Origin of the sequence: Kluyvera sp. EC_51, assembly GCF_019584505.1 — a bacterium.
Taxonomy (GTDB): domain Bacteria; phylum Pseudomonadota; class Gammaproteobacteria; order Enterobacterales; family Enterobacteriaceae; genus Kluyvera; species Kluyvera sichuanensis.
On the sequence record NZ_VDAG01000001.1, the window covers coordinates 42531 to 62702 of the forward strand.

General features: G+C 47.3%; 22 protein-coding genes and 2 pseudogenes. 5 read left to right on the forward strand and 19 right to left on the reverse strand.

Annotation, left to right across the window (positions count from 1 at the left end):
• The first annotated feature begins 163 nt into the window (after positions 1 to 163).
• Positions 164 to 823 (forward strand): HNH endonuclease, encoded by a 660-nt coding sequence (locus tag FHC49_RS00215; RefSeq protein ID WP_016248354.1) that lies wholly within the window; start codon positions 164 to 166, stop codon positions 821 to 823.
• Here the strand turns inward: FHC49_RS00215 and FHC49_RS00220 are convergent.
• From FHC49_RS00220 to FHC49_RS00275, 12 genes and pseudogenes are all read right to left on the reverse strand, one after another.
• Positions 802 to 1872, reverse strand: coding sequence for a DNA cytosine methyltransferase (locus FHC49_RS00220; protein ID WP_220438207.1), 1071 nt, complete (start codon positions 1870 to 1872; stop codon positions 802 to 804). The two genes, FHC49_RS00215 and FHC49_RS00220, sit on opposite strands and share 22 nt — an antisense overlap.
• Before the next feature lie 399 nt (positions 1873 to 2271).
• Entirely contained in the window at positions 2272 to 2613 is a 342-nt protein-coding gene (locus tag FHC49_RS00225) for a TA system toxin CbtA family protein (protein ID WP_097569206.1), read from the reverse strand.
• A 19-nt stretch (positions 2614 to 2632) separates the two neighbouring features.
• Positions 2633 to 2950, reverse strand: a complete 318-nt coding sequence (locus tag FHC49_RS00230) for a type IV toxin-antitoxin system YeeU family antitoxin (protein WP_220438208.1) — start codon at positions 2948 to 2950, stop codon at positions 2633 to 2635.
• An 18-nt stretch (positions 2951 to 2968) separates the two neighbouring features.
• Positions 2969 to 3190, reverse strand: a complete 222-nt coding sequence (locus tag FHC49_RS00235) for a DUF987 domain-containing protein (RefSeq protein ID WP_054626381.1) — start codon at positions 3188 to 3190, stop codon at positions 2969 to 2971.
• A gap of 8 nt (positions 3191 to 3198) precedes the next feature.
• Complete coding sequence (locus tag FHC49_RS00240) at positions 3199 to 3675, reverse strand: RadC family protein (RefSeq protein ID WP_054626380.1); 477 nt, start codon at positions 3673 to 3675, stop codon at positions 3199 to 3201.
• A 15-nt stretch (positions 3676 to 3690) separates the two neighbouring features.
• Positions 3691 to 4149 carry an antirestriction protein gene (locus FHC49_RS00245; protein WP_049606139.1) on the reverse strand — a complete coding sequence of 153 codons (459 nt, stop codon included), beginning with the start codon at positions 4147 to 4149 and terminating at the stop codon, positions 3691 to 3693.
• An 83-nt stretch (positions 4150 to 4232) separates the two neighbouring features.
• On the reverse strand, positions 4233 to 4472 hold the full coding sequence (locus FHC49_RS00250; RefSeq protein WP_054626379.1) for a DUF905 domain-containing protein: 240 nt from the start codon (positions 4470 to 4472) through the stop codon (positions 4233 to 4235).
• Between the two features lie 99 nt (positions 4473 to 4571).
• The gene (locus tag FHC49_RS00255; RefSeq protein ID WP_064761968.1) at positions 4572 to 5480 is read right to left on the reverse strand and encodes an Ivy family c-type lysozyme inhibitor; all 909 of its coding nucleotides are present in this window, start codon (positions 5478 to 5480) and stop codon (positions 4572 to 4574) included.
• 62 nt (positions 5481 to 5542) lie between these two features.
• A pseudogene (locus FHC49_RS00260) lies at positions 5543 to 5716 on the reverse strand (DUF4339 domain-containing protein); the annotation flags it as partial.
• A gap of 37 nt (positions 5717 to 5753) precedes the next feature.
• Positions 5754 to 6449 (reverse strand): hypothetical protein, encoded by a 696-nt coding sequence (locus tag FHC49_RS00265; RefSeq protein WP_054626378.1) that lies wholly within the window; start codon positions 6447 to 6449, stop codon positions 5754 to 5756.
• 226 nt (positions 6450 to 6675) lie between these two features.
• Positions 6676 to 7503, reverse strand: coding sequence for a DUF932 domain-containing protein (locus tag FHC49_RS00270; protein WP_220438209.1), 828 nt, complete (start codon positions 7501 to 7503; stop codon positions 6676 to 6678).
• A 95-nt stretch (positions 7504 to 7598) separates the two neighbouring features.
• Complete coding sequence (locus tag FHC49_RS00275; RefSeq protein WP_220438210.1) at positions 7599 to 8462, reverse strand: GTPase family protein; 864 nt, start codon at positions 8460 to 8462, stop codon at positions 7599 to 7601.
• Positions 8463 to 8821: 359 nt separating this feature from the next.
• Here FHC49_RS00275 and FHC49_RS00280 point away from each other — a divergent pair, with 359 nt between their 5' ends.
• Entirely contained in the window at positions 8822 to 11440 is a 2619-nt protein-coding gene (locus FHC49_RS00280) for an AAA family ATPase (protein ID WP_220438211.1), read from the forward strand.
• 168 nt (positions 11441 to 11608) lie between these two features.
• Here FHC49_RS00280 and FHC49_RS00285 read toward each other — a convergent pair whose 3' ends face one another.
• Positions 11609 to 12847 carry an IS110-like element ISEsa2 family transposase gene (locus tag FHC49_RS00285; RefSeq protein WP_000219087.1) on the reverse strand — a complete coding sequence of 413 codons (1239 nt, stop codon included), beginning with the start codon at positions 12845 to 12847 and terminating at the stop codon, positions 11609 to 11611.
• Between the two features lie 580 nt (positions 12848 to 13427).
• Between FHC49_RS00285 and FHC49_RS00290 the strand changes: the two genes are divergently transcribed.
• Together FHC49_RS00290 and FHC49_RS00295 are read left to right on the forward strand one after the other, a co-directional pair.
• Complete coding sequence (locus tag FHC49_RS00290) at positions 13428 to 14015, forward strand: DUF6338 family protein (RefSeq protein ID WP_220438212.1); 588 nt, start codon at positions 13428 to 13430, stop codon at positions 14013 to 14015.
• A gap of 27 nt (positions 14016 to 14042) precedes the next feature.
• The gene (locus tag FHC49_RS00295) at positions 14043 to 14300 is read left to right on the forward strand and encodes a hypothetical protein (protein ID WP_220438213.1); all 258 of its coding nucleotides are present in this window, start codon (positions 14043 to 14045) and stop codon (positions 14298 to 14300) included.
• A 269-nt stretch (positions 14301 to 14569) separates the two neighbouring features.
• On the opposite strand, the gene FHC49_RS00300 is transcribed toward FHC49_RS00295, so the two are convergent.
• From FHC49_RS00300 to FHC49_RS00320, 5 genes are all read right to left on the reverse strand, one after another.
• Entirely contained in the window at positions 14570 to 15268 is a 699-nt protein-coding gene (locus FHC49_RS00300) for an inovirus Gp2 family protein (RefSeq protein ID WP_181218210.1), read from the reverse strand.
• 256 nt (positions 15269 to 15524) lie between these two features.
• The gene (locus FHC49_RS00305; protein WP_220438214.1) at positions 15525 to 17039 is read right to left on the reverse strand and encodes a YfjI family protein; all 1515 of its coding nucleotides are present in this window, start codon (positions 17037 to 17039) and stop codon (positions 15525 to 15527) included.
• 151 nt (positions 17040 to 17190) lie between these two features.
• Positions 17191 to 17430 carry an AlpA family transcriptional regulator gene (locus tag FHC49_RS00310; RefSeq protein WP_064753720.1) on the reverse strand — a complete coding sequence of 80 codons (240 nt, stop codon included), beginning with the start codon at positions 17428 to 17430 and terminating at the stop codon, positions 17191 to 17193.
• The gene (locus FHC49_RS00315; protein WP_039026482.1) at positions 17427 to 17873 is read right to left on the reverse strand and encodes a hypothetical protein; all 447 of its coding nucleotides are present in this window, start codon (positions 17871 to 17873) and stop codon (positions 17427 to 17429) included. Before FHC49_RS00315 ends, FHC49_RS00310 begins: the two co-directional genes overlap by 4 nt.
• A gap of 107 nt (positions 17874 to 17980) precedes the next feature.
• On the reverse strand, positions 17981 to 19381 hold the full coding sequence (locus FHC49_RS00320; RefSeq protein WP_220438215.1) for an integrase family protein: 1401 nt from the start codon (positions 19379 to 19381) through the stop codon (positions 17981 to 17983).
• A 243-nt stretch (positions 19382 to 19624) separates the two neighbouring features.
• Between FHC49_RS00320 and FHC49_RS24540 the strand changes: the two are divergent.
• A pseudogene (locus FHC49_RS24540) lies at positions 19625 to 20065 on the forward strand (DUF6538 domain-containing protein); the annotation flags it as partial.
• Positions 20066 to 20074: 9 nt separating this feature from the next.
• Here the strand turns inward: FHC49_RS24540 and FHC49_RS00330 are convergent.
• A partial coding sequence (locus FHC49_RS00330; RefSeq protein ID WP_000851394.1) for an IS1 family transposase occupies positions 20075 to 20172 on the reverse strand: 98 nt, incomplete at its 5' end.

The window sequence follows — 20172 nt, forward strand, 5'->3', positions numbered from 1 at the left end:
AACGAGCTAAACATACAAAATTTTCCGTTTCCCAAACTGATCCCAATACATGTCGTTTTGTTGATTGTCGCTCTATATGGCTGATTTTAAGATAGCCCTTTCCTGTCTACTTCCATATGTGGTGTAATCCCTTGCGAGATTAAGGTTTCTTTCGAGAGATAGCATGGAATTATTCGAAAATTATTTGTCAGCGTTACCTAAAAAAAAGCGATTGAGTGAAGTCAAGTTGACTATCCTGAAGAGATTATGGGGCTCGGATGATATTGATTTTCCTAAACCTTGGGTCTCATCAATAGAACTACTGGAACTGACAGGGCAAAAGTACTTCGATAGACGAACAAGAGAATTGCGAGATGAACTAGGCTGTGATCTCGAAAGCTCGTACATTGCGGAGTTCTCGGGGCATGCTTGGCGGCTGAAATCAAGTATGATTGCCCCACCAATGGAAAGGGAATACCTGACAGAATCACAACGATCCGGTTTATTTTCTAACCACAGCAATACATGTGCAACATGTGGTAAAACTGTTGCAGGTGGGGTCAGGGGGCTACAAGCGGATCACAAAATACCTTTGTCACGTGGTGGTGGAAATGAGTTAACCAATTGGCAAGCTCTTTGCCACAATTGCAACGTAGGTAAGAGAAGAGCATGTGAGGGGTGTACTGATGATTGTTACACATGCTCATGGGCATTCCCTGAAAAGTTCGGGATTACTACAATGCTCCATCTGCCAGAAGCTGCTTTAAGAAAAGCTCAGCAGCTAGCCGATGCAAATGGGATTTCATTAGACGAAATCGTTGCCTACGCAATACGCAAGCTCTGAATATCATTTGACTCGAGTGGTAACGCCAACTGTTGTTTTTTCATGATGTCAACAGCTTCGAGTGCTTTACGGATTTGCCTTCCTGTTGCCTCGGCAACAGGGGGGGGGAAAGCGTTACCGACTTGACGATAAGCAGCTGTTTTTTTACCAGAGAATTTCCACCAGTCGGGGAAACCTTGGATTCGTGCAGCCATTCTTACAGTCAAACGAGGCATATTTTCAAAACCAGCCCGAATCTTTCCGTCTCTTCCAACATACCCGATAAACCCCTTTTCAGGGCCATTATCCGCTATGGAATGTCCATTGACTCCAAGCGCTTGCCAGGATCTTTTGGCTCTTGTCGGGCCAAGATCTGGCCCCCCATGCTTATGGGAACCGCCAACAAGTGTAGGAGCTATATTATCTGCTGCCTTTCTCCAGGCTTCAGCTCCTTCCCAACCTCCCATTGACATTAAGTCAAAGAGGGCATCACCCACAGTCGGCGGTATCAACGTTTCACTCGGCCAATGAAAATGAGCTGCATATTCACCACGCAATGCGACTAAAAGAACACGTGGGCGAAGCTGAGGAACTCCGTAATCAGAAGCATTATGAAGTTTCCAAAAGGTCTTATAACCCATTGCAGAGAAAGCATGATCTAGTTCTTGCCGATATTGTTTAAACTTTGGGTCTAACAAACCTGAAACATTTTCAATCATTACTGCTTTTGGCTTAATAGTGTTCACAATTTTGAGCGCTGTCGGAAACAAATCACGTTCATCATCTTTGCCAAGTTGCTTCCCTGCTTTTGAGAATGGTGGGCAGGGCACTCCCCCTGCAACCAAGTCAACATCAGAAAAATTATATGCAGTGTGTTCAGCAAAATGCTTAACGCAACCCTCTATGATATCTCCCCAACCTAAAGAATGGAGGTTATTGTTGAGGCGAAGAGTTTCGCAGGCTGCTGGATCAATCTCGACGAGTGCGCGGTGAGCGAAGCCAGCGTTATGTAACCCTAGAGCTTGACCTCCTGCCCCTGCACAAATCTCTACAGATGTATATTGTAACATGCCATTAAACCTGTATATAAAAACAGTTGTATATTTATCTGATCAGAGACCATTACGCAACAAATTGTACAAAACAAGCAGTATCGTCGCCATTGAACCGGTCAGCTTAGTTACTTGATTACTGTATGACAAGGCAATCTACTACTTTGTTTTGGAATCCTCGATTTATCAGAGGACTAAAATTCATTAGTACTATGGGCATCATCTGGATCAGATAAGCATTGTCTAATGCTGGTTGAGTAAAATGCCTCAGCTGAGCACGAAAAAAACTACTATCTGTTTACATGATGTTCTGTCCGTATGATGTATTGCGTCCACTGTAAGTAGCGGACGCATTATGCAAGGAGTAAATAAAGAAGAAAGATTGGTGATGAAGATTGGGAATGCTGCTCGTAGAATTCAGCCTCCTAGGTCACTTTGGCTTCGTCGTAACAAGCCAGTTGCCTGTCGTGCTCGCAGGATATCTACCGCTCGAAGATAGGGTGATTGTTCCCGACAGTAGAACCCTCTGCGATCGATACGAACCAGTTCGTACTTATCTACCAAGAAGTTGACTGCATCGGCCAGGGTAATTCCGGCATCAATATGTTCCTTAATAACTGTTTTATCACTGAACGGCGTGTCGTTCAGTGTCAGGCCATAGTGCTGTTCCAGCAGGCGTGTCAGTAGCATTTGCCAGACAGCTACGGGCGACAGACAGGGCTTCGCCGCCCGCGAAATTGTAGCAGGTAGAGTTTTCATGCTTGCTCTCGTGAATTAGTTAGCGTTGAGTGGGATAAACAGCGATGTATGCATAGCCGCAACTACCAAGTGTGTCGGCTTCGCAGGTAAAACCGTTGTGGTAAAGGATGACGCAGTGGGCATGACGAGGATCCATTTCACCAGTGGTCAGCATCGACTCTATCTGGCTGATAAAATGTGGAAATACTACATCCAGCTTAAGACATTCGTCGTCACTAAACTTACCGGTGATACTGGCCCGGTCAGCCAGATAATGCAGCCGATTCCCCTCCTGCACCAGACGTGCTCCCAGGCGCGGCGTGATATCCCGCTGCAGGCCCCATGTGGTGTTGCTCATTTATAACCTCTTTTATTGTCAGTTCAGGGTGATACTCATCAGGCAGGCATACGGTCCGTTGCGGTCCTGGCGGCGTTCGGCGTATACCGCCAGCACACCGGGAATATCCGGAATTTCCCTGCCGGTGTAATGGCAGACGCTGCCATGCCACTGGTATTTGCCGGTGCAGTAGCGAAAGATTCGGGACTCAGGATGCTGGCGGTATATCGTCATTGCCCGGCGTTTACTGATAATTTTCATTTAATACCTCACAGCAGACCGTGTTCTGCGAACGAATAGATTTGCCTGCCACCGACAATCAGATGGTCGGGGACACGGATATCCACCATCTGAAGTACCTGAATCAGCCGCTGCGTGAGGGCTTTGTCAGCCTGGCTGGGCGTCGTCTCGCCGGAAGGATGGTTATGCGCCAGTATTACCGCCGCCGCGTTGAAATACAGGGCGCGCTTGACCACCTCCCGGGGATGCACCTCGGTGCGGTTAATCGTGCCGCTAAAGAGCGTCTCATGGGCAATAAGCTGATTCTGGTTGTCCAGATACAACACCCGGAACTCTTCCCGCTCAAGTGCGGCCATATGCAGTCGCAGCCATTCACGGACAGCATGTGTGGAGGTGAAGGCCACCCCGGGCTCATGCAAATGCCTGTCTAGAACCCTGAGAGCACGCTGGATGAGACGCCGGTCCTGTGGCGTTATCTCGCCGGGTAAAAAGGAAAGCTGTTTCATTTGTTGTTCCTCCGGTCAGTCGATGATACGCAGAATGGCGTGGGCTTCAGGATGTTGGAGGGCATAGTCCCGCAGGCGATAATAGTGCTCCGTCATGGCATCGCATTCGGTGCGACAGGCGTGATGGCTGTATTCGATCAGGCAGACAGCAATGCCTGCGGCTTCCGCGCTCATTTCAGCACCATTGCCATTCATGCTGTTGAACAGATGCCATTTATCGTCATCCTCAGCATCGGGTGCCATAAACGCCCCGCCATTGCTGAGTGTGTAAAACGACCAGATACCGCCGCTGTACTTGTCACAGAAGCGGTCCATCCAGACAAAAATTCGTGGCTCCAGCGTTATCCACTGCGGAATGGAGCTGAAGTGCTGTGGCCAGAAGTTGATACGCTGTTCGTCGGGTACCAGCGTGGCACTGAGGGTGAACTGCGGTTCGTTAGCGGGAACAAACTCGTGCTGTGTCTGTGTTGTCATAGGGTTTCTCCGTCAATAAAAAACGCCAGCGGCGATGGCTGGCGTATGAGGTGGGGTAATCAGGGTCTGAAAAATGACTGCAGTCAGTCGGTGGATAATGCTCTGCAAATGCCATCCTGCCCGATATACCGGTTGAGGGCCGTACCGGCATCCGGTTCAAAGTTCCACGCCCGCCAGACCATCCGGCCTTCGGGGTCGCGAACCACCAGACGGAAGTGACTGTCCTGGTCGTCTTCAATGGCGATGTTGTGATATCGGCGGGTAATCGCTTCGGCCTGCTGTCGGATGAAAGGTCCCGGTGGTAACCATTTAGGTTCAGACATTCGGTGTACCTTAAAAGCAAAATCCCCTGTCGCAAAAGCGACAGGGGACTGAAAGAGAGGAAGGAAAAATAGGGTATGTTTCGTGTCGTAACGATAACACTACTGCTTAGCAGCTTGTTTTGCTTTTTCCCAGGATGGTCGGTTCGGGCCGGAAAACTCTTTCATGTCTGACCAGTAACCGATAGGGTACTGGATAACAGTTTCATCACCGACGCCGATGTCAACAGACAGATATTGACCACCTTTAATGGAGCCTTTGCGCACCCAGGCATTTGGACTACAGGTTCCAGTATCTCGCTGTTGCCAGGAACGGTCATCCCTGTCAATGATGTAAAAATCACCTAATGAACACCCACTTGCAGATTTGTGATTTAACACGGCGGCCACGTGTTTGGTATTACCAACAATCACACAACTGTTATGTTTACCGCCGCACATGTTCCACAGAGTGTCACCGTTACCCCCGGTAAATTCCCAGATGGTATTCGCTGGTGGTGCATCATTGGACGTGGTAGTGGCGGTTGGCGTGTGTGTTGGTTCCGCAGTCCCATTGACTAATGCACGTAATACTTTCAGCTCACCATCACTTGGGGTGTTAACCCATTGCCCATCTTTACCGTTGCTGTAGAAGCCCACGAAGTTATGGAGGTCAGGCTGGTACAAGAATGTCAGATTGTGGTTACCACAGTTACCGTCTTCACACATAAAACCTTTCAGGTAGACTTTACCGTCAATTTTTACTGGTTCCATCGGACCCGCTGGACCATTCATCTCGTCGAGCATCGCCGGTAAACCATTCTGATTCATGGTCTCATCAAACGACTTTTTGTACGCTGGGTCGGTTTTGTACAGGTCGAAAGGATATGGGCAGGTATTGTTTTCTGACTGACAGTTCTTGGCTTCTACCGCCGTTTTGGCGGTTGCCTGGACTACAGTCGGGGCCATCAGTGCCACAGACAATGCCAACCAACTCCATTTCACATTTGCAGAGAAAGATTTTCTTTTCATTATAAGACTCCTTATAAAGCCCCTGATGCGTCAGGGGCTGTGGGCGTATGCTCGCGTATGGCGCTCTGAAGTAGCACCGAAGCTAGTGGGGTGGCGGAGACCGGTTGCCACTCCGTCATTCCCTGTCGCCAAACCAGAGTGGCGGCAGTCAGTTCACCGTGAACAATCAGGCCGGTGATGTCGTCTTCGGTCACATTGTCGTGACGTACGCCATTTATCTCGTAATGCCATGTCATTGTTTTTCCTTGTTAACAGAGGTCATTAAACCAAAGCTCATCCCGATCCCCCGTTATCGGCAGCCTGTGACAAAACTTCACGGATACAGCTGAAGTGAGGAAGTGCCCGGATAAAGCCTGCCTGAGTGGTTAACAGGCTGAGTCGTTTTCGAGGGGTAAAAGTGGTGTTCAGGATTGTCACTGCATGGATGGTCGCCAGAGGATGCACGGTTATATGCCCGTTAAGTTCACCGGTGAGGTACCAGCAGCCGTCGAGAAATATCAGACGGTACGGGGCCAGTCCGTCACAACGTTCACCGTCCGCGAGCAGCAATACACGCTGGCTGCCGGTGATGGCGCTGACCAGTCGATAAAATACCAGCGGGCTGGTGGTCGTTATCGGCTGTGGTGACTGCCACACCAGGCAAGGGGTTCCATCCGATGCCAGCAGTGCGCCCGCCAGACGCCGGTCCAGCCCCGGAAAGATATCGGCCAGCCCGGCCCGGTATGCAAAAGTCAGCACATCCAGTTCACCCTGCGGACCTGCACCGGTCCGCAGGCGATAGCATCCCTGATGACATTCGAGGTCCAGGTACATCAGTCGTTCGCGAAAATCCCGGTACAGGGTACGGACCGACACATCAAACTCGGTCGCCAGTTTTTGCATCTCTAACGTTTCACCCGCCACAAGACGGCTGATAATCAGCGACAGCCTGACCGCCAGCCTGTCGTAGCGGCGCTCTGTCAGTGGCATGGAGGCTCCTCCGCATGGTTAACTGACTGAAAGAAATAAGATTCTAAAGGAGAGGGTTGACAGGATATGTCCACGACGGGAATTAATTTGGGAAGCGCATGAAGCCCGTGATTATCAGACCTGCGCGGATTTCTGATGATTTAACCGGCAAGTTCTGTGCACCCGAAATGACAGGGTGTGTCATTTATTCACATTTTAATAACCATGCCAGAGGTAAAATGTGAACTCACGCAGGCCGTAAACCACTGAGCATGGCTTCCGCCATCACCCACAGTGCCCGGTTAAGCTTCACATCTCCGTCAATGCCGCGCACGGCACGGGTATGCGTTCGCACGCCTTTTACACTACGTCCGCTAAGCCCGCCTTTTATCAGGTTCTCCTGAATACGCTGGTAGGTGGTCCACAGGTCATTACTCTCATCCTGCCAGCGGCGTGGGGAAAGCACCTGAGGTGCTGTCACCGGCTGGTGGTCCTCACCGAAACGGTACGTCAGTGCAGCCTGAGCCAGAGCCTGTTGTGCCGGTGGCGACAGCATCAGAGACTGCATGGCATCCCGCTTCTCTTCCACACGGTCAAAAATCCCCAGCACTTCATAAGCCCCCTCAATCACCTGACTCACCACATCCCCTTTGTGCGGTACCCGCACCTCACCAAACGACTCGCCGCAGACGAGCCCGTTCTGGCATACCGCACGGAATAATCCCGGTAACATCTGATACGAGCTGGTGCCGTCATGAGAATTGAGCAGAATGATTTCCGGGACTTGCTTGCCAGTAATTTGTCCCTCCCGGCGCAGGCGTAACATATGCTTTGTATGCTCGCGACGCCCTGGGTCACGCACCCGGGTCTGGCAGGCAAAGAACGGCTGAAAGCCTTCGCGCTGCAGGTTCTCAAGAACGGTAATGGTTGGTATCCAGGTATACCGTGCGCTGCGTGACTCATGCTTCTCCTCGCTGAATACGCTGGGCACCACACGAAAAAGCTCTTCGCGGGTTAGCGGACGGTCACGACGAATAAGATTTGCTGCGCCAAAGCGCGAAGCCAGACGGGTCATAAGCAGACTCCTCATGATGGAAGAATGAAAACAAAAAAGCCCTGTCGCATAATCGCAACAGGGCTCAGGAAATAACTGGTTAAACTACTAATAATTCAGAAGAAAAAATCCCAGACGGCGCGGGCGGCCGATACCACGGTATCGCGTACAGCCTGGATTATTGTCCGAACCGGGGCTGGTATCAGGGGCATGGAACTTACTGTATCCAGTACCGAGCCGACCGTTTCACCAAAATCGTCACGGGCTTTTTTATTAACGGCATCGGTACGAAGTGGAGCACTAAGCTGTATCGCCACCGGACTGCTGGCCTTACGTGGTAAACAACGAATCATACGCTCTGCCATCACCCGTAGTCCCCACTGCAGACGGACTGACACTGCACAGACAGGGTTTATCGGCTGGAACAGCTCATGCAGCAGGCAGATTTTGCGACTGATATTTTGTTTCTGCTCTGTAGACAGCTTTTCACCACCGCTGGTGGGTTCGGCCTTATCTGACTGGCTGATAACAAACAGCACCTTATGCCGATATGCCTCACCAATTACCTTACGGTAAAAATGCTCATCCACCGCCAGCGCCCGGTCATCGGCCTTAATCAACCACAGCACTAGGTCCAGCCGGGGAAGCTGTTGCCGGTACAATGCGGCATACTCTGCATCACGGGTCTGACTTTCCCCGATACCAGGCAGATCCACGATGCTCATCACGCGTTCCCCCACCTGCAGTCGAAAGATCAGTGGTTCGCGAGTGCAGGCAGCCACATCGCTGACAGTTGAAATCTCACTGTCAAACAGGGCATTGCACAACGAAGACTTTCCCGCCCCTGTTTTGCCCATAATGCCTATCACCGGCTCATAGTGAATCAGCTGGTTTATCTGCTGCAGAATACGCTCTGATGCCCATTGCGGCAGGCCGGAAAGCGATTGCTGCAGTGACTGTGAAACGTCAAATTGTTTCATTACCGCTCCTCTGAAATGAAAACAAAAAAGACAAGACCGTGAGGTTCAGCCTTTAATGAGGTATGTTCAGGGGAATGATATATATCTGAATATTTTTAGAATGCTGATAGGCCGTTCTGTGCCAGAAGCGGGCACGGCTAACATCATGATGTACTAATCAACGGGGAGCAGGTCAGAGCCATACGGAATTGGAAAACACTGCCGATATTTTTAGTGGGCGAATCAGAATCTGTCTCTGTTGCTGAGAAACTTCAGCATTACATGACGAAAAGCTTTACAACCCCATGTGCTAGGTAGCAAAACGACAATGATCACAGCAGGGACGCGGCTGCAGCGTCTGACTGTGTAAAGGAGATTACATGGCAAGCATTGTTTCGGAGTATCACCGATTTCTCGCATACCTCACTCAACAAGACGTACCCGACGACGTCCGACGGCTTGCGCACCTGATATCCATTAATCTGCAATATCTCTCCGAGGTTGGCGCGGCTCGCAGGGGACGTTCAGTACGCCTAGCCCCTTTAGCCGTCAGTGAAATGGTAGACATGCCCGTTAATTACGAAGGCAATGCTGATACTTCTGAAACAGCAACCCGACTTGGTCGCTTACACCGGCTTGAGGTGGGACCATTTCGTGGTTTCATGCGTCAGGAGGTCTTTGACCTAACCCACGATATCACACTGATATACGGCGCCAACGGCACCGGTAAAAGCAGCTTTTTTGAAGCTCTCGAAGTAGCGATGCTGGGTACTATCAGCGAAGCACAGTTAAAGCGAGTTGATCAAAAGCTGTATTGCAACAATGCACGTATTGGTCGGCACGATGCGCCAGTGCTTATTGCAGGTGAGGCTACACAGCCCGTCCGGCCTGATGAATCAGAATACCGATTTTGTTTCATCGAGAAGAACAGGCTGGACGACTTTGCCCGCATTGCTGCGAGAACACCAAGCGACCAACGACAGCTCATCGCAACGTTGTTTGGTGTCGATCTGTTTAGTGAGTTTGTACGCGGATTTAATCCGTCTCTCGATCAAGATCTGATGCTTTCCGGCCCAATGGCCGCACAACTGGTTGAACGTAGAAAACAGGTCGCCTCGTCAGAACAGGCGATGGCGGAATACCCGCAGAAAATATCTGATATTGAATTGCAGGAAAATGCGCTAGCCCAGCGTATGTCTCCCGGTGCGACCTATCAGGCATGCGTTGAATGGCTGGAAGGCACACCTCTTCAGCAAGGACGTCAGCCATACGTTCAGGCTCAACTTGATGCAGTGCCGCCACCAGTGCATGGGATTACACAATCCCGACTGGAATCTCTGATCGATGAGGAATATCGGTTGCAGGAGAGCTGGCAAGAGGCTTCAGGAGAGCTTGCTAAACGGGCAACCGAGATTTCCTTTGCAAAACTCTACGAGGCTGTACAGGCCTTTGCCGTTGATGCGAGCACCTGCCCTGCCTGCGGTACCTCTCTCGATGCAGTAACGGAGGATCCGTTTGCGCGCGCGAACGCCGGGCTGGAAGCTTTGGCACAGTTGGCTGAATTACAGAGACGAGAGCAATCATTAAGAGCTGAGCTCACCGAGTCTGTCCGTCAACTGTGGGAAGAGATGCGACGCACCGTCACAGCCGCGATGACTGCATGTCCGGAAGCGCTCCAGGCTGCTTCGCTTCCTGCCTTGCCTCAAACATCAGTTGGCTCTTGGCTTGAGAGCTGGGTTGCCGAAGATCGTCAGGCATGGAGAGCGCTTCTGAGCATTGCCTCAGTGATTGAGCAGGCCGATATCCAGTCCAGCGCTATCCTGAATCAACGCACTGCGCTGACTCAGGAACGCGACCGCCTGACTCAGTTTCGATATGAAATTGAAAGGCTCCGAACGCGGCGAAGGGCTGCCTACGTTGAACTGGCCGCAGCACAGACTACCATAAGCCAGTTCAATGAAAATAACCGGGAACTGCTTGCAGCCATTGAGGCTGAAGGACCCATTGTACAGTTAAATCAGCGTATAAAGTTGGCATACGATGGCTTCCTGCCAGAACTTCAGCAATACATGGCTGCACTGCCAGGCATATTGCTGCAGGGATTGGGTGAACAGGCCCGAAATCTGTATAACGCATTTAACCGAAGCGATGCACCCGGCGATCTGCTGTACGCCCTCCACCTGCCGGTTGCTGAAAACGGCAAGATTGAAGTCGAATTCAGGGGGCAACCAGGCACTCGTTACGATGCGCTGATTATTTTCAGTGAAGGACACATCAAATGCCTGGGGCTCGCCATACTCTTGGCCAAGAATATCATACAGGGCTGCCCGGTCGTCATCTTTGATGATGTGGTTAACGCGATTGACGATGAACACCGGGACGGTATCTGGCGCACTTTTTTTGAGGATGGACTGCTGGATGACAAGCAGATAATCCTGACCTCACATGCCGAAGAATTTTTAATCCGCATTCAACAGGAGCTGGGGGCAGCACGAGCTGGTGCCATCAAGCGCTACAAATTCCTGCCTCACACAGGGGAACACGAACTGCGGGTAGACAGCCATCCGCCGACGAAGAACTACGTCCTGTTGGCACAGCAGGCGCTGGATGGGGATGAAAAACGTGAAGCGCTCCGCCAGTCCCGTCCTGCACTTGAAAGCCTGACTGACAGTCTCTGGTCCTGGATGGGCAGGCGTGGGGACGGACGCATTGAAATAAAACTTAGCGGGCCGCGATCCCCATGGGAGCTGAATAACAAATGCTCTAAATTAAAATCGGCCGTTAATCGCATTGCAGCCCAATATCCCGGTGCACCGGATGCAGTTGCAGCTTTAGAGAGGTTGCTGGGCGTCAGCGGTGCGAGCATTGAATGGGGATATCTGAACAGCGGCGTGCATGATTCACAGCGGGACCACGAGTTTGACCGCGCCACAATAAGGATCATCGTGGAGTCGATCGTATCCCTTGATGCTGCAATCAGCATCATGAGAAACCGATAGGCATTATTCGTTTTACAGTCAAACAAAGGGGCATTTTACATAAGCCCCTGCTGACTAGCTATAAGCGGCGATAATAACTGTCCAGCATAGCTAAACAGCTTTGGCCAAACTCACACAGAATTCTATTTGGAATGTCCGCTTCACGCCCTGAGACATTCGACAAGCTTTTTATGGCTTCAGTAAGGGCGAGTGTCTCGCTTCGAGAGCCAGCAAATATTTCGCTTCGTCATAACAGGTTCTGGCCTTCCAGCAGCGGTAAATGATCCTTATCCATTTGAACGCCAGTGCCCGGATCGCAGACTGATGAGATTTGCCCTTTTCTCTGAGGCCCTGATAATACAGTTTGGCCCAGTATGATGAATTAACCGTCTTGGCAGCCCATTCAACAAAGGTCTGCCTGACGAACTTGGCACATTGCCATCGCCAGTGAACCCAGGATTTTTGGCCGCTTCGTTCGGTCACCGGTGCTATACCTGCGTAGTTTTGAATTTCTTCAGCGCTGTTAAACCGGTCACGGTTATCACCAAGTGCAGCAAGCATCCGTGGGCCCATGCACGGTCCCATGCCCGGAAGTGATTTGAACAGCCCCGCATCTGGCAATGTGTCAAACAGCGTTTCGATTCGTTCGTCATAGGTTTTGATGATTTCACTCACGACTTTAATTTGTGTCGCCAGTGCTGCTGCCATCAAAGCATTAGCCTCTATAACACTCGGGTCTGTAGTCAATGGGATCGCATTATCAATACTCGCAACACGTTGCTCGGTAAGGGCCATAGCGCGACCACCTTTGGCATTCAGAAAGTTGCGGATCGTGTCGCGTCTGGCTCGTTTCAGTTGTTGCAGACTGGGCCACCGGATAATCAGCTCACACAACAGTAAGCTACCCCGATGTGAGAACCACTCCAGTGGCTGAGGATAATACTGTTTAAGCGTGTTGATTATCCGGTTCACAAAGCGTCGTTTATCTTCAACCAACTGACGACGTTGCTCAACCAGTTGCTGAAGTAAGCGAATATCCGCATTGTCGGGTTCAATAGCTTTTATCTTCTGGGGGTAACGCAGCATTAACTCTAATGCCAGCTCGGCATCCTGCGGATCATCTTTAGCGCCGCTGGGCGAGAAGGCTTGCCGATAACGAGCCAGGGACAATGCGTGGACGGGGAAAACGGTGATAAAGGGGTATTTTTGAAGAGCATATACCACGGGGCCCTTCTTCAGTTCGAGAGCTATTGCGATTCTACCTTTTACTTTCTGGTGTAACTCAGTAAGCCAGGCATCAAGCGCTTCTGCTGTATGTTCAATCACATCGAATACGCGTTCACCGTTTTTAAACTGAACACAGACATCGTGTTTTTTATCAGCCCAGTCCAGACCAACGTGCGCAGCAAATTGATTAGTCACAGTCATCACCAACTCCTTTTTATCGGGGATTGGTATGCATTCCACGCTCTTCGAAAGAAATATAGCCAGCAGTTTATCTGCATGCCCTGAGTATTCGTTAGCGAACGTGGAGCACCTACTGGCTCGAAAGAAAAGCGGCGATCATCACATGATTCTCGCTCAATATTCGTAACCAGTAAGCGCATACCCTGAATCACTTCAAAGTGTAATTCTCAGGGTACGAATGACTATACCTCGCTCAAAGCTGCCTGTCAGGTCTGCTTAAAAAGCAGTTTTAGCGTAGAATATTTTCGGTTTTCCAAACGGCCTCCTACAACATCATTGGAAGCACGCGGCGGTATGTGCAAGGCTGGGCGGTACCATAAATTACTTAAAAGTGTAATCCTCAGGGCACAAATGACTATACCTCGCTCACAGCAGACCCCACGGTCCTTCAGGCGGTCTGCTTTACCCATACCTGACCAGTTGTTACGGCTCAGAATGTCGATTTTGTGGTTGATGATAAGATCTTGGTATGGGCGAGGAGAAAATTTGATCATCTTTAAACTAGCAAGTGTATAATGCTTAAAAAATGATAGGGGTGAGTATGGATATCTGGGATTTTAATAAGTTATTTATTTTTATTCTTTTTGTTGTTCCCGGATTTATTAGTATTAAAGTTTATGAGACGCTTCATCCATCTGTTAAAAAAGACTCATCTAAAATAATTATCGATGCTGTAGCTTATAGCTGCATCAATTACTCGATTTGGTTTTTACCAGTCTATTTTTCAGAGAAAAATGACTTGTTTAATTACTCTCCTTTTCTATACTATTCACTGTACCTTTTGGTTTTTTTAATATCCCCTTTACTATTGCCAGTAACGCTACATAAATTAAGGCTGTCACAGTTTTTTAGAAAAAGATTACCGCATCCAGTGGGTAGGCCATGGGATTATTTTTTTAGAAATGCACCTGCCTGCTGGGTGATTATCACCCTTAAAGATGGAAAAAGAATTGGGGGGCTGTACTCAGGGAATTCATTCGCCTCAAGTAGTCCGGAGCCAGAGCAAATTTTTCTGAGTGAAAGTTGGCACGTTAATGAGGATGGGGGATTCGCACGACGTAAAGAACGGACCTTAGGAGTATTAGTTCTGACCACAGATATTCTCACGATAGAGTTTTACTCTATTTAAGTTAAACTCAGCAAAAGGTGACATAAATTGACTGATAGTAAAAAGACAAATAATGAGCTGCTAAACACCGATGGCTATCAACCGATGATGGAAGGCTACCAACCTAGAATTTCTGGTGAACACCTCGCCATCAATGGTTATCAACCACAAAATCACGGTAGTGCAGGTTTTTTTAACTCACCGATAACTATGCAGCAGCAGTCAAGCCTTCCAGAACCAGAGAAACATGGCTACCAACCCCCGTCACAGACCCGTCCGGTAGCACCTCCCCCTCAGAAACCATAATCTTTAATTACAGCGTGGGCACCCACGCTATAATATTCCTTCTACATTTTTGAACCTATCCAGCACCTTCTGGGATATCAGTTCTGCGCTGTGACATACCCGTAGCTATTAGCCCAAAAATCTATGTACTGATCTTTGGAGACTGCTACGGCTGCTACATGTAGCATGTTGTAGCAGGGTATCAAGATACATTATCGAATTTTTTACCGAGAAATGTGAAAATTATGTTAATTGATAGGGTGAGGATAAATACCTCACCCAGAGTGCTATTAACAGGTTAATCTGCCTAAGCGTGGGCACTGGCTTGTGCCAAAGTTGCGGTAACCGCTGTGGACATCCTTAGTCCTGGTTTTAGCCAGATACGCCAATCGAATCAGGAAACTCCAGTAGGCTGGGCTACGATCCAAGGCGTCGAATCGGCTAAACCTATAAACAGCATTGGGAGGGAATTCAGCTAATGTTGCGTAATCTTCGTGAGCAAGCCCTACAGCACTGCACCAAGCTTTCTGTATCCGGGTAGCCATATTATCACCATTGCGGTCTTTGTAATTGCCAAGATACCTGTAGACATCTCCGTTGAACAACAACATCAGGTGATAATGGGGATGTTCGCTTGTATCGCGTTCCCTGCACCATCCATAAGATGGTAATGTCGGATCTCCCGGTCTTCTGGACCGGTTATGATCCGCTCGTAACTGGCTTTTCAGTGACTCGTAGAAGCGAGTGATTGCCTGTTCATCATCCCGCTGGAAGCATATTGGTAGATCAGGCTCTCCTGGTACATGGGACTGGGCGAATCTCTGGTCAGTACGAATACCTAGTATTCGGTTATTCTGCTCCAGTGTGCCGTAGACCATGTTAAGCAGTGGGTTGAGAATATTGAAGTCAATAGGGGATTTATACTTTTTGGCTGCTGTACTTACCAAGTCCTCGATTTCTTCATTGGTAAGTGAATATTGTGATTCCATAATAATCCTTAAGTATGTAAATATTAATCATTAGGTAATGGGTAGCCCTCACGCTACCCATGTGATGTTGGATATAACTCCTATAGGGAAGTTACTATTGATAAGTAATAATTAGGTATGGAACCTTAATCAATATATATTACATATACCACTTTAAACGCATAGGTTGCCCTCCCTGATAATTTACATCGAACCACGGAATTACTGACTTTTTGAACAAAAAAAATTACCCAGAAAGACTTTAGCTACTCTGAAGTTATTCATTTCTTGGTAGTTTATTAAAGCCAATAGATCCAGATGAAATTAACGGTATGTTTAATGTTTTAGCCAAATCACCATATTTCACTTCTGAGCCAGTAAATTTCACATAGTCAATGCCATCCTCTTTAAATAACTGTACCTTCCCATCTTTTTCAAGTTCCTTTAAAACGGGTATCAGACGCTCTATGTTTCTAAGAGAGTATGGACCATCTCTACGAATAGTGTGCCTCCTAAAATCGTAAGATTTATTACTGATAACATGTTCCTCAAGCCAAAATAACAACTTTTCTTTCTCGCTAGGTTTTCTGGTAGAATCTACTTTTAAAATTAAGTGGGTAATACACCATTCACTTATTTTAGCTGCTGACAGAAAAGTATCCCTAGTAATTATTGGCGAGTCGGGTGTAATAAACATTTGCATTACTGCTGCGATTCGCGTAGCTTGTTCCATTATTCTGGAACCAAAATCATCATAGTGATGCAACTCACCTCCTGATTGCATAAGTTCCCTGATTCGCTTATTTTGTGTTTCCCATAATGCTTTCGCCTCTTCAGATAAAGTAATACAGATACGTTCTTCATTGTTTTCTCTACGCTGTATGCCGTCTTGCAAGTGCTTAACAAGAATAGAGAAAAAACCATCAAGCCCTGGTTCATCAGACCATGAACATACATCAGGGATATCGCATGGTTCAGGTACTTGCTCCAGATCAATTAATAATAAACGGGCTAAGAACCCTGAGTTTCTTAATTTTTTCCCTTGCTTGCTTAGAAAATCGTTAAATATTGCAGGTTGCAGTAACAGTAATATGGTCAGCCGGACATCATCAACATCGTAGCTGTCACGAGATGCTCTGCTGTCTGAAATTCTCCCTTCTCCCCAAAGAGAGTTGAGAACTGATATATCGCGAAAAAGGCTACTGTCAAACACCCCTCCGGCTTCATCAGAACCGAGCATCAAGGACGGAGATCCCAGAGCTAATGTCTTTTTAAGTCCCTCGCTTGTTGAATCATTTTTAGTAAGATACTTTCTAACCGGTGCTACCGGTCCACTTTTCTGACATTCCTCCAGTGCTTCGCGTGTTTCAGCTACATCAACCTTCTGGCGAACAGCTTTGCTAAATTGCTTTTTAAGTTCTTTTAATTCCGTATCCCAAGATACTTTTTTCAGTTCATAAAGTTTTTCCTTTTCCAGAAAGATATTCTTCATTCCCTTTTCCATTTGATGGATTGTTTCCATCAGTGCTTTGAATACCGTTGACTTCCTGCTACCTGACCGTGCTAATAAAAGGAGGTAAAGTGATGTAAATGTTCTCCCATTTTTAAGCTGGACATCAAATTTATCCTGACAGGAAAATGCCATTACCCCAAGTAATACTATTAAAATAAGCTCAATGGGAGCTCCTGTTTTGTAATGTATGTAACTTATCAATCGCTGTGCAAAAGTGGGCAGCGTCTGAAATTCCAGACAAAGTTCTTTATTTTGCTTAGATTTTTTTTCCTTAGACATGCATTGTATAGCTCCTCTTTTTTAGAAAAATTATACTGTTTTTGAAGCAGTCCACTTATCTATAGAAGTGGACCGCCATCCTACCAATGAAAAGCCAAGTTGATGGACTAAGAAATATTTCCAGAATCATTTTTAATGATGAATAAATATCTCACAAACATTTAACGTTGGCTGTTTTTAACGTTTTTAGATAATTTTTAACATCATCTTCAAACCAATAATTTCTATTGTTAATTTTGATTGGTCTGACTAGACCGAAGGGAAGGCGATCTTCATGCAACCACATTCTTATCGTTTGAGGTTTGCGCTTTAGAAAATCAGCTAACTCAGTAGTAGATACCAAGGAAATATTATCTAGATCTAATGAGTGTAACATTTTAGATTGATTCATGCTGCCACCTCTGTAAAAGAGTTGTTGGCAAATGAATTAAAGAGGAAATTTATATGACAAAAACAAGAAGGGAATATGGAACCAAAAGCCTCAGCAGGTTCGGGATCACTTCCATCGCTAGAACTAGAAGACAAAGAATTTTTAACTGATTTGGTGGTGCTGCGACGTGACCTTGCAGCCGAGCCTGTATGAGGCACACTCCGAAAAATTACATTTTGAAATGCAATGCTAAGTGACTTAATTCTTACGTGTTTCCGTTTCATAGCCAGGTTCATTGCATGAAGAGCAACTTTCTTGTAATGATTTTTAAACCATTGAGCGAGTGGTCCTGCATCTGCTGATGGGGCATGGTAATAGATTTCAAAAGCCGCATTATTTAATCCCAGCATGTTCGCCAGAATCTCTTGGTCATTGTCTAAAGCGCTGGTCTTTGAATCAAACATTCTGATACATCTCCTTTATGGTTGAGGTTTATGAGTCGATTTTCATCTAAGTTTGTATTCCTGTCAATATATCCACACTTCTTTTAACTTATTGATAATATTGAATATCAACGCAACTCAACATTCTTTTTTTTACTGGTTTTGGTTTGTTCTAAGATCCAAGTCTCAATTTTTTCATGCCATTTGCGCAACAGATCTAAGGGACGACGGCGGTAGTGTTTTTCCGCTAGTGCACTTGGTTTGTGTCCCATAATTTGAGCAACAATACCTGTTGGCACTTCAACCCATTCTGCCAGGGTTCCAAAACTACGGCGTAAGCCGTGAAGGCTGATATGTGGCAACTCAGCTTGAGCTAACGCTCTGTTGTGTGCTGAACGCGGTTCAATAATTTTGCCACTTTTGCTGTTACTTCTGAAAACCCAACCCTCCTTATTTACGTCAGAATTTGGGAATTGCACTAGTGCACTTAACAGCTCAGAAACATAAGGAGTGAGAGGGATGATACGTTCGCCTTCGATCTTGTCTTTAATCCTCATGCTTGACCATTTGAAATCTACGTCAGACCACCGAAGTGACGCAATTTCTTCACGCCGTGCACCGGTGAGCAAAAGTACCTGGAGATAGGCCGATGCAATGGGATTATTGAGGCTACGTACGGCACTGAACCAGCTTTTTAACTGTTCTTTTTGTAAGCAATCTCCCGCTTTACTCGCTGATACTGGAACCATTTTTCTCACGTTATGATCTTGTGCAAGATCGCCATGGATTATTCCCTGATATTTTTTCTGGTAATTAGCCCATTTGATAAATGCACGCAACAGACGGTAGGCATGAGCAGTGACGGTAGGCCGATTTTGTCTCTCTGTACTTAGCCATACGGCAATGTTCTCTGGTGTTAGTTCCGATAACGGTAGGTCGAGTAAGCTAGCCAATGGTCCAGACGAGGTTGGGCCCCGGCCTCTTTTTTTACTTTCGCCTCCACGGCTGGACAAGTTCACGTGATCGGCAATATAACGTGCAGAGTAAGGACGTTTAGTTTTTGCGCTGATTCCGGTTCTCAATTCTTGAAGATAATCTTCCCAAGCGCTTGAGAAGGTTACCTTCGTTTTACGAGATTCAGCCTGCTGTGATTCCGCTTCAGCAATTTTTTCTGCTTTAGCTATACGCGGATCTATCCCAGTATCGATTAATGTTTGCAGCCGCCTGGCTTCGGCCCTGGCATCATCAATCCTCCAATCGTTAATGTTGCCAATGGTCATGCGAAGGGTTTTTCCCGCATATACGCTTTGGAACACAAAAGCTTTTGTTCCGCGAGTTGCCCGGCATGCCAGAGTTGTTACATCCGCATCCCAAAGAAATGCTTGGTTTTTACCTTCAGTTAAAGCAAATTTTCGAATGCGCTCGAAGGTGAGTTTTTGTCTCGGAAGTGCCATTTTTGGTCTCCAGATGAGAAAGGTTACATCACCATAATGTAACGGCTGGTGTAAGTAAATTGGGGGGATACACATCAACACCTGTCAATTTTTATCAACAGGTGTTTTTTATAAGCTAATGTTTTATAATGAACTAATTGTTTTAAGAGTAGGTTTTTAAAGGGGTAAAAGTATAATAACGTCGCATTCGTAATGCGAAGGTCGTAGGTTCGACTCCTATTATCGGCACCAGTTACTTCTATCTTATTGATTTAGTTAGTATTAAATCCATTCAGAGTGAAATCGCGTAGCCTCTCCTACATAGAGGTCATACAGCCGATGGCTCAACGTGATAATCTGTATCGCCGTAGCAGCGGTATTTATGTTGTCCGTATTGCAGTTCCCGCCCGATACCGTCTCTACACGGGACAGCGTGAGATTCACGCTTCAACAGAAACAAACGACATCAGAAAAGCGCGAGCGATTGCCGCAGTTCTATTGGCTGTCTGGCAGCGATGTCTGGGTGAGTATCAAAAATTGGATAGAGAAAAGTTGGTAAGCAGTGCGCCTGCTTTGGCTGGAGAAGGAATGATCAGCCTCGCTGAATTTTGCGGTTTAACGAGCGCTTCCCTGCAACAAGTGGCGCAGCGACTACTTGATACGAATATCCCACTTTTTTGGCTTGCTGATGGGCATCCTGCCTACTATGTAGAAGATCTTTCACTCGTTGATAAGGATGATCCTGAGGCTTCTGGATTTATCATCGATAGTGCCGGTAATGACTCCAACTTATTGATAGTGTTTTATGTTCAGATAATGCCCGATGACTTTGTCATGCAGCTCCACCGATTTTGAGAACGACAGCGACTTCCGTCCCAGCCGTGCCA

Coding starts and splice junctions, on each gene's coding strand:
- FHC49_RS00215 (WP_016248354.1), top strand. CDS start 164: ATGGAATTATTCGAAAATTATTTGTCAGCGTTACCTAAAAAAAAGCGA.
- FHC49_RS00220 (WP_220438207.1), bottom strand. CDS start 1,872: ATGTTACAATATACATCTGTAGAGATTTGTGCAGGGGCAGGAGGTCAA.
- FHC49_RS00225 (WP_097569206.1), bottom strand. CDS start 2,613: ATGAAAACTCTACCTGCTACAATTTCGCGGGCGGCGAAGCCCTGTCTG.
- FHC49_RS00230 (WP_220438208.1), bottom strand. CDS start 2,950: ATGAGCAACACCACATGGGGCCTGCAGCGGGATATCACGCCGCGCCTG.
- FHC49_RS00235 (WP_054626381.1), bottom strand. CDS start 3,190: ATGAAAATTATCAGTAAACGCCGGGCAATGACGATATACCGCCAGCAT.
- FHC49_RS00240 (WP_054626380.1), bottom strand. CDS start 3,675: ATGAAACAGCTTTCCTTTTTACCCGGCGAGATAACGCCACAGGACCGG.
- FHC49_RS00245 (WP_049606139.1), bottom strand. CDS start 4,149: ATGACAACACAGACACAGCACGAGTTTGTTCCCGCTAACGAACCGCAG.
- FHC49_RS00250 (WP_054626379.1), bottom strand. CDS start 4,472: ATGTCTGAACCTAAATGGTTACCACCGGGACCTTTCATCCGACAGCAG.
- FHC49_RS00255 (WP_064761968.1), bottom strand. CDS start 5,480: ATGAAAAGAAAATCTTTCTCTGCAAATGTGAAATGGAGTTGGTTGGCA.
- FHC49_RS00265 (WP_054626378.1), bottom strand. CDS start 6,449: ATGCCACTGACAGAGCGCCGCTACGACAGGCTGGCGGTCAGGCTGTCG.
- FHC49_RS00270 (WP_220438209.1), bottom strand. CDS start 7,503: ATGACCCGTCTGGCTTCGCGCTTTGGCGCAGCAAATCTTATTCGTCGT.
- FHC49_RS00275 (WP_220438210.1), bottom strand. CDS start 8,462: ATGAAACAATTTGACGTTTCACAGTCACTGCAGCAATCGCTTTCCGGC.
- FHC49_RS00280 (WP_220438211.1), top strand. CDS start 8,822: ATGGCAAGCATTGTTTCGGAGTATCACCGATTTCTCGCATACCTCACT.
- FHC49_RS00285 (WP_000219087.1), bottom strand. CDS start 12,847: ATGACTGTGACTAATCAATTTGCTGCGCACGTTGGTCTGGACTGGGCT.
- FHC49_RS00290 (WP_220438212.1), top strand. CDS start 13,428: ATGGATATCTGGGATTTTAATAAGTTATTTATTTTTATTCTTTTTGTT.
- FHC49_RS00300 (WP_181218210.1), bottom strand. CDS start 15,268: ATGGAATCACAATATTCACTTACCAATGAAGAAATCGAGGACTTGGTA.
- FHC49_RS00305 (WP_220438214.1), bottom strand. CDS start 17,039: ATGTCTAAGGAAAAAAAATCTAAGCAAAATAAAGAACTTTGTCTGGAA.
- FHC49_RS00310 (WP_064753720.1), bottom strand. CDS start 17,430: ATGAATCAATCTAAAATGTTACACTCATTAGATCTAGATAATATTTCC.
- FHC49_RS00315 (WP_039026482.1), bottom strand. CDS start 17,873: ATGTTTGATTCAAAGACCAGCGCTTTAGACAATGACCAAGAGATTCTG.
- FHC49_RS00320 (WP_220438215.1), bottom strand. CDS start 19,381: ATGTGTATCCCCCCAATTTACTTACACCAGCCGTTACATTATGGTGAT.